Origin of the sequence: Klebsiella sp. WP3-W18-ESBL-02 (genome assembly GCF_014168815.1) — a bacterium.
Taxonomy (GTDB): domain Bacteria; phylum Pseudomonadota; class Gammaproteobacteria; order Enterobacterales; family Enterobacteriaceae; genus Kluyvera; species Kluyvera ascorbata_B.
Window position 1 is genome coordinate 3,993,808 of sequence record NZ_AP021972.1, and the last position, 13,845, is coordinate 4,007,652.

13 protein-coding genes and 1 pseudogene are annotated in these 13,845 nt (G+C 59.9%); 12 read left to right on the forward strand and 2 right to left on the reverse strand.

Translation table 11 applies throughout. The features are described from left to right. The first annotated feature begins 12 nt into the window (after positions 1-12). From ftsH to H7R56_RS19230, 11 genes are all read left to right on the forward strand, one after another. Positions 13-1,818 carry an ATP-dependent zinc metalloprotease FtsH gene (gene ftsH, locus H7R56_RS19180; RefSeq protein ID WP_003847766.1) on the forward strand — a complete coding sequence of 602 codons (1,806 nt, stop codon included), beginning with the start codon at positions 13-15 and terminating at the stop codon, positions 1,816-1,818. Positions 1,819-1,905: 87 nt separating this feature from the next. Further along, positions 1,906-2,364 carry a small heat shock protein sHSP20-GI gene (gene hsp20-GI, locus H7R56_RS19185; RefSeq protein WP_001275372.1) on the forward strand — a complete coding sequence of 153 codons (459 nt, stop codon included), beginning with the start codon at positions 1,906-1,908 and terminating at the stop codon, positions 2,362-2,364. A gap of 22 nt (positions 2,365-2,386) precedes the next feature. Then, positions 2,387-3,301: a heat resistance protein YfdX1 gene (gene yfdX1, locus H7R56_RS19190; RefSeq protein ID WP_003847769.1), complete on the forward strand. Its 915-nt coding sequence runs from the start codon at positions 2,387-2,389 to the stop codon at positions 3,299-3,301. 102 nt (positions 3,302-3,403) lie between these two features. After that, entirely contained in the window at positions 3,404-4,291 is an 888-nt protein-coding gene (gene yfdX2 / locus H7R56_RS19195; protein ID WP_003847770.1) for a heat resistance protein YfdX2, read from the forward strand. Positions 4,292-4,380: 89 nt separating this feature from the next. Beyond that, positions 4,381-4,992: a heat resistance membrane protein HdeD-GI gene (hdeD-GI, locus tag H7R56_RS19200; protein WP_003847772.1), complete on the forward strand. Its 612-nt coding sequence runs from the start codon at positions 4,381-4,383 to the stop codon at positions 4,990-4,992. A 79-nt stretch (positions 4,993-5,071) separates the two neighbouring features. Next, a complete protein-coding gene (locus H7R56_RS19205) occupies positions 5,072-6,217 on the forward strand; it encodes a hypothetical protein (RefSeq protein WP_003847774.1) in 1,146 nt (381 codons plus the stop codon). Then, positions 6,207-6,647: a heat resistance system thioredoxin Trx-GI gene (gene trx-GI / locus H7R56_RS19210; RefSeq protein WP_000786814.1), complete on the forward strand. Its 441-nt coding sequence runs from the start codon at positions 6,207-6,209 to the stop codon at positions 6,645-6,647. Before H7R56_RS19205 ends, trx-GI begins: the two co-directional genes overlap by 11 nt. Positions 6,648-6,650: 3 nt before the next feature. After that, on the forward strand, positions 6,651-8,366 hold the full coding sequence (gene kefB-GI, locus H7R56_RS19215) for a heat resistance system K+/H+ antiporter KefB-GI (protein WP_032948597.1): 1,716 nt from the start codon (positions 6,651-6,653) through the stop codon (positions 8,364-8,366). After that, entirely contained in the window at positions 8,363-8,860 is a 498-nt protein-coding gene (gene psiE-GI, locus H7R56_RS19220) for a heat resistance protein PsiE-GI (RefSeq protein ID WP_003847780.1), read from the forward strand. The genes kefB-GI and psiE-GI overlap by 4 nt, the downstream gene beginning before the upstream one ends. Next, positions 8,838-9,803 carry a zinc metalloprotease HtpX gene (locus H7R56_RS19225; protein ID WP_003847782.1) on the forward strand — a complete coding sequence of 322 codons (966 nt, stop codon included), beginning with the start codon at positions 8,838-8,840 and terminating at the stop codon, positions 9,801-9,803. The genes psiE-GI and H7R56_RS19225 overlap by 23 nt, the downstream gene beginning before the upstream one ends. A gap of 24 nt (positions 9,804-9,827) precedes the next feature. Next, positions 9,828-10,979, forward strand: a complete 1,152-nt coding sequence (locus H7R56_RS19230; RefSeq protein ID WP_003847784.1) for a S1C family serine protease — start codon at positions 9,828-9,830, stop codon at positions 10,977-10,979. A 224-nt stretch (positions 10,980-11,203) separates the two neighbouring features. Here the strand turns inward: H7R56_RS19230 and H7R56_RS19235 are convergent. Further along, positions 11,204-12,044: pseudogene (locus H7R56_RS19235) on the reverse strand (IS5 family transposase); the annotation flags it as partial. A gap of 56 nt (positions 12,045-12,100) precedes the next feature. Here H7R56_RS19235 and H7R56_RS19240 point away from each other — a divergent pair. Next, positions 12,101-13,248 (forward strand): IS3 family transposase gene (locus H7R56_RS19240; protein ID WP_106930876.1). Its coding sequence is split into 2 segments (ribosomal slippage): positions 12,101-12,338 and positions 12,338-13,248, totalling 1,149 coding nucleotides; the frame shifts between segments, so codons are not numbered across the junction. Between the two features lie 15 nt (positions 13,249-13,263). Here the strand turns inward: H7R56_RS19240 and H7R56_RS19245 are convergent. Then, positions 13,264-13,515: a hypothetical protein gene (locus H7R56_RS19245; RefSeq protein WP_003847791.1), complete on the reverse strand. Its 252-nt coding sequence runs from the start codon at positions 13,513-13,515 to the stop codon at positions 13,264-13,266. Between the last annotated feature and the right edge of the window lie 330 nt (positions 13,516-13,845).

Below are 13,845 nucleotides of genomic sequence, written 5' to 3' on the forward strand. Positions count from 1 at the left end.
GGAACACGGCCCATGGAAAAAAAGAATCAATGGAATACCGGCTACTGGATCGTTGCACTCCTGCTGTTGTTGAGTTTGCAGAGCTACTGGCAGACGGCGAAAACCGTCGAGCCGGTGCCCTACAGCGAGTTCGAGAAGGCGCTAGCCGAGGGGCGCGTGGCCGAAGTGCTGGTGTCGGATCGTACGGTGACCGGGCGCCTGAAGTCGCCGGACAGCCGGGGCAAGACGACGATCGTTGCAACGAGGGTCGAACCCGATCTTGCCGATCGCCTGTCGAAGTACGACGTGCCCTATGCCCGCGTGTTGGAGAGCACCTGGCTGCGCGATGTGCTGTCGTGGATCCTGCCAGCGGTAGCCTTCTTTGGCGTCTGGTTCTTCCTGTTCCGCCGCTTCGCCGAGAAGCAGGGCATGGGCGGGTTTCTCAACATCGGTAAGAGCCGCGCCAAGGTGTTCGTGGAAAAGAACACCGGTGTGACGTTCGCCGATGTCGCGGGGGGGGATGAGGCCAAGGCGGAGCTGGTCGAGATCGTCGATTTCCTGAAGAATTCGCAGGACTATGGCCGTCTCGGGGCGCGCATTACCAAGGGCGTGTTGCTGGTCGGCCCACCGGGCACCGGCAAGACATTGCTGGCCAAGGCTGTTGCCGGCGAGGCGGCGGTGCCCTGCTTCTCCATCTCCATCTCCGGCTCAGAGTTTGTCGAGATGTTCGTCGGCGTGGGTGCGGTCCGTGTGTGCGAGCTGGCCCGCGGGCAGGCACCGGCCATCATATTTATCGACGAGCTCGATGCGCTGGGCCGCGCGCGCGGCGTCGGCGGCCACGACGAGCGCGAGCAGACCCTCAACCAGCTGCTCACGGAGATGGACGGCTTCGACAGCTCGGTCGGGCTGATCATCCTCACCGCCACCAACCGCCCCGAAATCCTCGACCAGGCGCTGCTGCGTGCCGGCCGCTTCGACCGCCAGGTGCTGGTGGACCGGCCCGACATCAAGAAGGGGCGGCTGGACATCCTGAAGGTTCATGTCAAGAAGGTGACGCTGGCCCAGGATGTAGACCTCGAACAGGTAGCCGCACTGACCACGGGCTTTTCCGGCGCGGACCTCGCCAATCTGGTCAACGAGGCGGCGCTGGCGGCGAGGAGACGCCGTGCGTCCGCCGTGGAATTGCAGGACTTCACCGCGACCATCGAGCGCATCGTGGCGGGCCTGGAAAAGAAGAGCCGCGTGCTCAACCCCAAGGAGCGGGAAACCGTGGCCCATCACGAGATGGGCCATGCGCTGGTGGCGCTGGCGCTGCCCGAAACCGACCCCGTACACAAGATCTCGATCATCCCGCGCGGCATCGGCGCGCTGGGCTACACCTTGCAGCGCCCCACCGAAGACCGCTTCCTGATGACGCGTACCGATCTCGAGCACAAGATCGCCGTACTGCTGGGCGGGCGTGCCGCCGAAAAGCTGGTGTTCGGCGAGTTGTCTACCGGGACGGCGGACGATCTGGCGCGAGCCACCGACATCGCCCGCGACATGATCACCCGCTTTGGCATGGACGAGGGCCTGGGCTACATCGCCTTCGAGGCGCAGCGGCCCCGCTTTCTCGATACACCTGAACTGGCCCACGGCGGTTGCCGGTTGGCCGAATCGACCCAGGCGCGCATCGATCAGGCTATCCGCGACATCGTGATGGGCGTGTTCGAGCGCGCCTACCGGATTCTCGACATCAACCGCGCGGTGCTGGAGCGCTGTGCGCGCGAGCTGCTGGCGCGGGAAACGCTCGACGAAAGCGATATCCGTCAATTGACTCAAGGACTTGTTCGGAACTGAAAACAGTAGTAGGTGCCATTCAGAGTAAACCGACGGCTCTGTTCAGTGCGTCATCCAATTCGTCGGCATTGTTCAAGGAGAACCGATATGTCTGCATTGACACCGTGGGACCCCTTCCGGGAACTGGATGAATTGCAAAACCGCCTGGCGACGATGTTCGGACGAATACCCCAGCGACAGGGCGCCCGTACCGGCAACGAAGCCATGACCACGGCGGACTGGGCACCAATGGCGGACATCAGCGAGGATGAGAACGCATTCCTCCTCAAGCTGGATCTGCCGGAGGTCCCCAAGGATGCCGTGCGCGTCAGCGCGGAAAACGGTGTGCTCACCATCAGCGGCGAGCGCAAACTGGAAAAAGAGGAGCAGGGCAAGAAGTTCCACCGCATCGAACGTGCGTATGGCCGCTTTGTGCGCAGCTTTGTCTTGCCTGACAACGTTGATCCGACCAAGGTGACGGCTTCCATGAAAGACGGCGTGCTGGAAGTGCGGCTTGTCAAGGCCGAGCAAGCCAAACCGAAACAGATTGAAATCTCAGTCAACTAACTTCAATCAAGAGCCCAAGATCATGAATATCAAACAGCCACAATACACCTTCTCCGCACTTGCCCTGGCGGTCGTCGTCGGACTGAGCGGACCGGCTCTGGCCCAATCGGCGGCAGGTTCTAGCCCAGGTGCTGCAGCACCCTCTGCCGCATCCAAGGCGGCACAGCCACAGGTAGATGACAAGGCCGCCCGGGAAGCCGATAAAAAGCGTGCCGAGCTCACTCAAGACGCCATCACGGCGCTCACCAAGACCCAGGAGGCTTTGACCCTCCTTGATGCAAATAAGACCAAGGAGGCGCTTGCTGCGCTGGAACTGGCCAGCGGAAAGATGGAACTGGTATTGGCACGCGACGCCAAACTTGCTTTGGCGCCGGTCGATGTACGCGTCATCACCCACGATATCCACGCCAACGTGGAATCGGTAAAGAAAGCGGTCAAGTTGTCTCGGGAGTTGTTGGGTGATGGCGAGGTGCAAAAGGCCCGGCCCATCGTTGCCAATCTGGCCAGCGAAATCGTAATCCAAACCGACAACCTTCCGATGGCAACGTACCCGGCAGCGATCAAGTCGGCCGCACGGCTCATCGACAGCGGCAAGATCGACAACGCCAAAGCGGAACTCGCCCGAGCACTGAACACGCTGGTGGTGACCTCGGTCGCCTTTCCTCTGCCCGTGCTACGGGCCGAAGCCGCGATGGCAAAAGCTGAAAAGCTGGCCGAGACCGACAGGCGCGATGCCAAGCAGAACGAGGAGCTCAGCACCTTGCTGTCGTCCGTGCGCACGGAGATCGAGATGGCGCAGATCCTGGGTTATGGCAAGAAGGCGGACTTCAAACCCATCTTCGATCAGGTGAAGTCCATTGAGCAAAAGTCGGCTGGTGGCAAAAGCGGCAAGGGATGGTTCGACGAGTTGAAGACGCGCATCCAAAAGCTGTTTTGAGGTGATGAAGGGGCTGACTGCTCTGTCGGTCAGTCTCGCGATGTTCGCATTCAGCCCCAATAGATTCGCCTATTTTCACTATCTCATACGAGGCATATCACCATGAATGAGCAAACACCGAATCCCAATGCGACGAACGAAGGAATAAACGAACAGGCCGCGGTAAGCAGCCTTCCTGTCAGTCCAGAGTCCAAGCCTGAAGTCGTCACGGAGGTACAGCCTGAGGTTCAGAAAGAAACGGACTCGCAGGCGGAAGACAAACGTAAACAAGTCCTCGATGAGGCAGTCTCGGCCTTGTCGCTGACCAAATCCGCGCTGGCCGCACTTGACGGCAAGGACACTGCACGCGCATTGGCAACGCTGGCCGAAGTGACGGGAAAGCTGGAGCTGATCGTCGCGCGCGAACCCACGCTCGCCCTGGCCGGCGTTGATGTGCGCACCATCGTGCACGACTTGTTCGCCAACACGGAAACCATTGAGGCGATGACCGACGAGGCGCTGGATGCCCTCAAACATGGCGAGGTGCAACAGGCTCGCCACGTGCTGGCTTTGCTGGCCAGTGAAATCGTGATCACGGTCACCAGCATCCCTTTGGCGTCCTATCCCGCAGCCGTGAAGGCAGTCGTGCCGCTGATCGATCAGGGCAAGATCGAAGAAGCCAAAGCCGCGCTGCAGTCAGCGCTCAGCACGCTGGTCGAGGAGCGCAGCGTGCTTCCGCTGCCCGTCCTGCGTGCGAAGCTGCTCCTGAAGCGCGCCGAGCCCCTGGTAGAAGATGGTCAGCGCAGCGAAGCATCCAATGAGCGCCTGGAGACATTGTTGAACGAAGCCCGGCAGCAATTGGAAATGGCAGAACTGCTGGGCTATGGAAAAAGGAAGGACTTTGAGCCCCTGTACGCTGAACTCAAGAAAATCAAGGAAAAGACGGGAGGGGGAGGCTGCGGAAAAGGCTGGCTCGATGAAGTCAAGGCAAAACTGTCCAAGTTGTTCTGAAACCCCTGGATAGGGGGCGCATAGCGCCCCCTCTCTTGTTCCATGAGTGTTTGATTTTTTATTCTGTATAGATCTTTAGGAGATATTGCATGAACACAGACACCATCGCTAATTCCAATGCGGATGACCCCACCAAAGCACTGTGTTCGCTGAGCCAAAATTGGTGGCTTTTTGTGCTGCGCGGTGTCTTGGCATTGATTTTTGCAGCCCTCGCGTTCTGGATGCCACAATCGGCTCTGTTGGCCATGACCATCATGTTCGGCGCATTTTCCTTGGTCAATGGCGCGTTCAACTTGTTTGCAGCGGTGCGCCATATACAGAAAAAAGAGCGCTGGGGCTGGCTGCTGTTCAGCGGCATTGTCGGCATACTTACGGGCGTCGTCGTCCTGGTTGCTCCTTGGGCCGCCACGATAGTCTTGGCTTCTTTTTTATGGGCTAGCGTGGGCTTCTGGGCGATTTTCACCGGTGTGCTGGAGATATCCGCCGCCGTTCGGCTGCGTCGGGAAATCAAGGGTGAAATCTGGCTTGCCCTCAGTGGACTGCTCTCGATTATCCTTGGCGCTATCGTCTTGTGGATATTTTTTACCCGTCCGGTCGAGTCATTCGTGGCCGCAGGCTGGCTGTTGGGTTTCCATGCGGCAGTCTATGGCGTCACGCTTTTGTTCTTGAGTTGGAGTCTTCGCAAAACGCGCCTGGGGTAAGAGCGTGCCAAACCAAAATCTATGGATATGAGCATCCTCGATTCATACCTCCATAGAAATGACATCGAAGGAGTCATACATGCAGATGCAATATAGCTATCGAGCTATCGACAAAGAGTTTCATGAACCTTGGCAGAGAACTTTGGGAAATGTGATCGAGCACGCCCTCAAGCCATTGCTCGACAAACACACTAAAGATTCAGCGCAACTTCAAATCGTCCTTGATCGCGACAAGATCAAGCGGCAATTTCTGGCCAGTGGCTATATGCACCTGCCCGGCAAAAAGATTGTCAGCGTTACTGCATCACATGACGAGCTGACGCCCCTCGCGAAGATGCTCGCACAGTCGTTGTTCCGTCAGGCCAGGAAGCATTTTGACCGACTGCATGCTCAGGATCAAATCAAGCGCAAAGCACGACGCGAGCGCTTGCGCGAGCTCAAGGTGCGGATTGCCGCAAAACCCGCATCAGCCGCCCATGAGGCCGAGGTGACCCGAATGCCTCTACTGTCGAAACTTGAGGCTGTCGCAAGGCGTGAGCTGGCTTATCTGCGGGCCGTCGGCGATTTACCGCGCGATTATCCGACGCTGCGCGACGTGGTGGATGAAGCGATTGTCCGAGCTGAGGTGGAATGGCAATCCGTGCCGGGGGAAAAAGAGGCTTACACCGATCTTTTGAAGCATCTGTTCGCCGTCCTGGATAACGAAGTGGCAAGCAGCCGGCAATTTGGCGAATTCGTTTCTCTGGACGCGCCGGTCGAACCGGATGCCCAAGACGTGGCCGAGGCCATGGTGGAAGAGGAAATCTTCGAATTTTATCAGCCCGATGACACACTCAAGCTGGCCGATATCTTCGCTGGCAGTCAGCATCCCGATGTCGCAACGATCGCGGAACAGGAGGAGCTGATTGATCGGTCGAGCGAGCTCGCTTTTGCATTTGACCTGCTGAAGGACATGCCGCGTTTGTGGCGGCGCATTTTTCTGCTTATCCGTGTGGACGGGCTGAATGCCAGCAGCGTCTCTGAAATCCTGCTGATTCCTAGTAAGGAAGATGCTGTCCGAAGGTGGCTCATGCAGGCCGAAGCATTCATCGCTGCTCATCTGGAAGAGGCCGGAGTAAGCAAAAACGGGAACGATTGGCTCCAAGGCGTTGATTGGTCGGCATTGTCTGTGACCCGAAGCGAGGCAGCCTCACTGTGGTCCAAGGAGGCGAACCATGAAGAATGATCTTCACCTCGTCTGCCCGCATTGCCAGTCCATCAACCGCGTACCGACTGCGAAGCTATCGGAACATCCCAACTGTGGCCGCTGCCAGCAGCCCTTGTTCACGGGCGAGCCCATCGAGTTGACCACGGCGACGTTCTCGCGCCACGTGGAGCGCAGCGATCTGCCGCTACTGGTCGATTTCTGGGCGCCATGGTGCGGGCCGTGCAAGATGATGGCGCCACAGTTCCAGCAAGCGGCGCACCAGCTCGAACCGAGGATCCGGCTGGCGAAGGTGAATACCGAGGCTGAGCCCCACCTGGCCGCGCAGTTCGGTATCCGCAGCATCCCGACGCTCGCCCTGTTCCAGGGTGGGCGGGAGATCGCCCGTCAGGCCGGCGCGATGGGCGCGCAGGACATCGTGCGCTGGACGTCGACGCAAGTGGGACGCTGACCGATGCAGGCCTTACTCGGCGATACGCTAATCCTGCTGGCGGCTTGCAGCCTGGCGTCGATGGCGACGGCGGCGTTCAGAGTGCCCGCCTTGCTGGGGTATCTCTCTGTCGGCGTTGTACTGGGCCCCTCAGTCATCAGCGTGATCGCGCCGGGGGAGACGCTGAGCTTTCTGTCCGAGCTGGGCGTGGCGCTGCTGTTGTTCATGGTCGGACTGGAATTCTCCCTCGGACACTTCTGGCTCGCCCGCAGGACGGTGCTGATGGCGGGCGCTCTGCAGATGATCGCCGTGGCCCCGCCGCTGATCCTGCTATTGATGTGGCTGGGGCAGCCCGGCCAGAGCGCCGCGCTGCTCGGCACTGCGGCGGCCATGTCGTCCACGGCGCTGGTCAGCCGACAACTGGCCGACCAAGGCGAGCTCACCACCCGCCACGGCCGCAGTGCCATCGCCGTGCTGGTCTTTCAGGACCTGGCCAGCGTGCCCCTGCTGGCCTTGCTGGCGATCTGGGCGCGCGGCGAGTCGCCGAAGATCGAGCATGTGCTGCTCGAAGTATTCGGTGTGCTGCTGCTGTTCGCGGCAGCGGCCCTCGCCTCGCGCCGTCTGTTGCATGGCCTGCTGGGCTGGGTGGCGCGGCGGGGCCACGAGGAATCGTTCGTGCTCGTCTCCTTGTGCGTGGTGGTGGCTGCCGCCGCCGCTGCGCACGCGGTCGGCGTATCCGCCGCCCTGGGGGCCTTCCTCGCCGGGATGGTCCTGGGCGAGAGCGACTTCCGGCACCACATGGAAAGCCACCTCAGGCCCTTTCGCGATGTGTTGTCGGGCGTGTTCTTCGTGACCATCGGCCTGCAACTGGACGCAGCACAGATTATTTCGGCACCGCTGGCGGTGCTGGCGTGGCTGGTGGTGCTGGTACCAGTCAAGATCCTGCTCAATACGCTGGCCTTGCGGGCGACGCGCCTGTCCGCCCTCGATGCCTGGCGCGCGGGCATAGCGTTGGGGCACGGCGGCGAGTTCGCCCTGCTGTTGTTGGGCACGGTCTTGCAGCAGCATCTGATCCCCGCGACCGTCGTCCAACCCATGCTGGTCGCGCTGGTGCTCAGCATGGCTCTGGCACCGCTACTGATCCGCCATCACGATGTACTTGCCCGGTTCTTGAGCCGCACCGGCGGCGTCATTCAGCCACCCCAGGCTGAAGAAGTCGAGATCGCCGCGCAGACGACGCGATATCGAGACCATGTCATCGTTTGCGGCGCGGGCGAGCTTGGCCTTACAGTCAGCGAGATTCTTCGCCACGCCGGCGTGGCGCATCTGCTGCTGGAGGCGGACGCGCAGAAGGTCGAGGCCGCGCGTGCCGCCGGCGCGCCGGTGTTCCATGGCGATGCCAGTCGGCCCGATACCTTGCTGGCTGCCGGCTTGACGCATGCGCACTTGGTGGTGCTGACGTTCGCCCATGCCCAGCAAGCGTTGCGCATCGCCCAGGCGATTGCCGAGCGCCGTCCGGCGCTGACCTTGTGGGTGTCATGCAGAAGTACGACCGCGGCCGATGCATTTCGCGCCATGCCCAACGTGCGCGTGTATCAGCAATCCTTTGCCGCAGCTATTGGGCTGGCGGAACAGGTGATGTCGACGCTTGGCATGTCGACCGAGCTGATTGAAGGACACATCAACGCAATGCGCCGCCGTCTCGACAGCAGCCGTTTTCCAGGGAGTTCATCGTCATGAAATCAACACGCCTTAACCCATTTCAGGTCTTGCGTGACCAATTAGCCATCATGAGTTTTTACGAGCGCTTCGAGCAGGTCGTCGCGCTCGTGCTGTCGGCGGTGATCGCCGTCATCATCGTGGTGTCGCTGTTCCAGCTCATCTCCATCGTCTTCACGCTGCTGGTTCTCGATGCCTTCAATCCCCTGGACCACAAGGTATTCCAGAGCGTGTTCGGTATGATCATGACGCTCTTGATCGCGATGGAGTTCAAGCATTCCATCGTGCGCGTGGCGCTGCGTCGGGACAGCATCATCCAGGTCAAGACAGTGGTCCTGATCGCGCTGATCGCACTCTCCCGCAAGTTCGTGGTCCTCGACTCCGACGCGAGCCCCGCAAAGATAGCCGCGCTGGCAAGCGCCACGCTGGCTCTGGGTGCGACCTACTGGCTGCTGCGCAAGCGCGGCGACCGCGCCGCCGAGACCTCTGAGCATGACCCGTCATCATCCCAGTGATCCGCGCACGGCGCTCTTGCAACACCGCTGGCTCAACCGCCTGCAGACCGGGCTGTTGGTCCTGACCCTGGTCGGGATCGCAGCCGCAGCAGGGAGACTGCCGTTTGGGGAAGGCTGCCTGTGGCTCGCGCTGTTTGCCGTTGCAGGTGCGTTGCTGCTGGAACCGGTAGCCGCGTCGGCGCTGAGCTTGCGCCTGTACCGCGTACGGGCCTTGCACCCGCAAGAAGCCCACGAGATGTGGGCCCGGTTGCGCGAGCTGCCCGCCCGTGCCGGTTTGCCCGCCACGCCGGTGCCGCACTATGTGCCCAGTGCCGTCGTCAACGCCTTCGCCACCGGATCGAAGCAGGAGGCATCGATCGCCCTCACCGATGGCCTGCTGCGCAGCCTGAGCCCACGCGAGCTGGCGGGTGTGCTCGTGCACGAGGTCGCGCACATCGCTAATGAGGATCTGCGTGTCATGGGGCTGGCGGATTCCGACAGTCGCCTCACGAGCCTACTGGCCCTTATGGGACAGATCGCGATCCTGCTCAGCCTGCCCGCGCAGCTGGTTGGCGCGGCGGAGGTCTATTGGCCTGGTCTATTGTTATTGGCCGCATCGCCCCAGCTGGCTCTGCTCGCACTGCTCGGCTTGTCTCGCGTGCGTGAGTTCGACGCTGACCGCCTTGCGGCGGAACTGACTGGCGACCCGCAGGGGCTGGCGTCCGCGCTGGCGAAAATCGAGCGGGTCAGCCGCTCCTGGCGTGCCTGGCTATGGCCGGGATGGGGCAATCCCGAGCCCTCCTGCTTGCGCACGCGTCCGGCAACGCAAGAGCGCATCGCACGCCTGCTGACGTTGGCGCCTGGGCCAGCATCAGCGTTGCCACTCCGCGCGCCCCATTTTTTGCCGGAATCCGCTTTGGCGACGCGCCCACCGCGCTGGCGCCCGAGCGGGCTGTGGCGCTGATTGCCCATCAACAGGAGACGTCTCATGGCCTATCTCGACCCGTACCAACGCCCCGCGCCGGACCGCTTCGTCCGGCGCGGGCTCTTCATCACCGCCTGCATTGCCGCGCTCATGCTGCTGTGGCAGTTTCTGCCCGCCATCGAAGCATGGTTCAGTCCGCGCGAGGCAGCAGAACGCACCGTGATGGCGCGTGGCGATCTGGCGGCGGACGAGAAAACCACCATCGAACTGTTCGAAAAATCGCGCGCCTCGGTGGTCTACATCACCACCGCGCAATTAGTACGCGATGTCTGGACGCGCAACGTGTTCTCCGTGCCGCGCGGCACTGGATCGGGCTTCATCTGGGACGACGCCGGCCACGTCGTCACCAACTTCCACGTCATCCAGGGCGCGTCCGAAGCCACCGTCAAACTGGCCGACGGCCGCGACTACCAGGCCGCGCTGGTGGGGACGAGCCCCGCGCACGACATCGCCGTGCTCAAGATCGGCGTCGGTTTCAAGCGCCCGCCGGCCGTGCCGGTCGGCACCAGTGCCGACCTCAAGGTGGGTCAGAAGGTGTTCGCTATCGGCAACCCCTTCGGCCTGGACTGGACGCTCACAACTGGTATCGTCTCCGCGCTCGACCGCTCGTTGCCGGGAGAAGCGGGCGGCCCGGCCATCGATCACCTGATCCAGACCGACGCCGCCATCAACCCCGGCAATTCCGGTGGCCCGCTGCTCGATTCGGCTGGGCGGCTGATCGGAATCAATACCGCCATCTACAGTCCGTCTGGCGCCTCGGCCGGCATAGGCTTTGCGGTGCCGGTCGATACCGTCATGCGCGTGGTGCCGCAACTCATAAAGACCGGCAAGTACATCCGTCCGGCGCTGGGCATCGAGGTGGATGAGCAGCTCAACGCGCGTCTGCAGGCGCTGACCGGCAGTAAGGGCGTATTCGTATTGCGCGTGACGCCGGGCTCGGCGGCGCACAGGGCCGGGCTCGTCGGCGTCGAGGTCACCGCAGGCGGCATCGTGCCCGGCGATCGCGTTATCAGCATCGACGGTATCGCCGTCGACGACGTCACCACATTACAGGCCCGGCTAGACGACAAGAACGTTGGAGATGTTGTGGTCTTGTTAGTGGAGCGGGCCGGCAAGACTCGCGAGATGCTTGTGGAACTACAACCGGGAGTTTGATGGAAAGTGGGTCATGGATCTGCACAGCGAAGCAGCCAAGCGACTTCAGCCTTGCGCCGAACTACGAGCCCTAGCTAGGGATGGTCTGAAGTAGCCCTGTATTTCCGGCTGACTTCAGCCACTGCTGATTTTGAAAGCGGTGAACCGATCAAAAACGATCGGATCACCCGCTCATTTCGGTGCTTTCAGCCGTCGCGAGCACCTTGCGACGGCCATTTTCCGCATTACAGGCGCACCTCTCCTGCGCTTGCCAGCAAATGTCGGCGGGCCATCCATAGGTTCGACAGGGCAAACAGCGTCACCAGTTGTGCAGTGTTCCTCACCAGCCCTCGGAAACGTACCTTGGTGTAGCCGAAACTGCCGCTTGATCACGCGAAACGGGGGCTCTACCTTCGCTCGCACTTGCGCCTTGGCCTTCTCGATCTTGCGCTTGGCTTTGTACAGGGCGCTGCGTTTATCGAGCATCTTGTAGGTGCTGCGGCGTGCTGCGACCTGCCAGATCACTTCTCGGTCGGCATGCTCGGAGCGCTTTTCGACGCCGGTGTAGCCGGCATCGGCGCAGACGACGTTCTCGTCGCCGTGCAGCAGCTTGTCGACGTGGGTGACATCCGCCACGGTGGCTGCCGTGCCCACCACGCTGTGTACCAGCCCCGATTCATCATCAACGCCGATGTGCGCCTTCATGCCAAAGTAATACTGGTTCCCCTTCTTGGTCTGGTGCATTTCCGGGTCGCGCTTGCCGTCCTGGTTCTTGGTTGAACTGGGCGCGTGGATCAGCGTGGCATCGACGATAGTGCCCTGGCGCAGCGACAGACCGCGATCCCCCAGGTAGCCATTGATCACGCAGAGGATGCCGGCTGCCAGCTCATGTTTCTCCAGCAGACGACGGAAGTTGAGGATGGTGGTTTCGTCAGGAATACGCTCCATGCTCAGCCCGGCTAACGGACGTAGGATGGTCGTCTCGTACAGCGCTTCTTCCATGGCCGGATCGCTGTAGCCGAACCAGTTCTGCATCAGATGGATACGCAGCATCGCCATCAAGGGATACGCCGGGCGACCTGAATCGACACGGGTTTAACAGACACCTCAGAGTCATTTAAGATGGCTTAAAGAGAGGTGCCATGAGCGGTAAGCGTTATCCCGAAGAGTTTAAAATTGAAGCAGTCAAACAGGTTGTTGATCGTGGTTATTCTGTTTCCAGCGTTGCAACACGTCTCGATATCACCACCCACAGCCTTTACGCCTGGATAAAGAAGTACGGGCCGGATTCCTCCACTCATAAAGAACAGTCAGATGCTCAGACCGAGATCCGCCGTCTCCAGAAAGAGCTGAAGCGGGTTACTGACGAACGGGACATATTAAAAAAAGCCGCGGCGTACTTCGCAAAACTGTCCGACTGAGGTACGCCTTTATCCGTGACAACGCCCGTTGCTGGCCTGTTCGCCTGCTCTGTCGGGTGCTGGATGTTCATCCCAGTGGCTTTTACGCATGGCTTCAGCAGCCGCAGTCACAACGCCATCGGGCAGACCTGAGACTGACAGGACAGATTAAACAGTTCTGGCTGGAATCGGGATGCGTCTATGGTTATCGCAAGATCCATCTGGATCTGCGGGACAGCGGGCAACAGTGCGGAGTCAACAGAGTCTGGCGACTGATGAAACGTGTCGGGATAAAGGCTCAGGTCGGATACCGGAGCCCGTGGGCACGTAAAGGCGAGGCCAGTATCGTGTCGCCCAACAGGCTCCAGCGACAGTTCAATCCGGATGCTCCGGATGAGCGTTGGGTAACCGACATAACCTATATCAGGACCCAAGAAGGCTGGCTGTATCTTGCTGTGGTTGTTGATCTGTTCTCACGCAAAATTATCGGCTGGTCCATGCAATCCCGGATGACAAAGGACATTGTCCTGAACGCACTGCTGATGGCTGTATGGCGGCGTAATCCCCAAAAACAGGTGCTGGTTCATTCGGATCAGGGCAGTCAGTACACAAGCCATGAGTGGCAGTCGTTCCTGAAATCACACGGACTGGAGGGCAGCATGAGCCGTCGCGGTAACTGCCACGATAATGCGGTTGCAGAAAGCTTTTTCAAGTTGTTGAAACGCGAACGGATAAAGAAAAAGATCTACGGAACGCGGGAGGAAGCCCGCAGCGATATTTTTGATTACATCGAAATGTTTTATAACAGTAAGCGTCGGCATGGTTCCAGCGATCAGATGTCACCGACAGAATATGAAAACCAGTATTATCAACGGCTCGGAAGTGTCTAGATTATCCGTGGCGATTCAGAACAACGGGGAAAACGCCTGCCCGATGCGATAGATCTTGTTGCTACCATCGAAGGTGATGTTATGCGGCACGATTTCCCGATACAAAGCCAAATCGCGAGTCGCCCCTGCTGGAGCCACGCCGAAGCGCTCAATCAGATCTGGGCGACCGATCTCACCGAAGAAGTAGAGCCGAAAATCTATGTAGGCCAGCCGATCGCGCTGGACCAGACTCAAGTCCTCAAGCCGCTTAGAAGGGGAACCAAGCATGAATTATCACTATAGGAAAAAATGAATATTTAATATGATAATCCATAAAATGCCATGGTTATAATCAAATTGATGATAATCAGCATTAATACTTATGTAACAGCTAGAATTTATGGCTTAAACGTAGGCAGTCATCGTATAGGCTGATGCTTCTATACCGTTATATTTATGCCATCCAACTATAAAACCTTGCTGCCCAATGCCATATAGCCCCCTCAGGCAATTTGCCCTTATCTACTGTTCTGGTCTGGGGATGAGCGATACCAGAATTACCTAACGACTCAGGGACCGAGAGCACAGGCGGCAGTGGCTCGTCATCTACCTTAATTC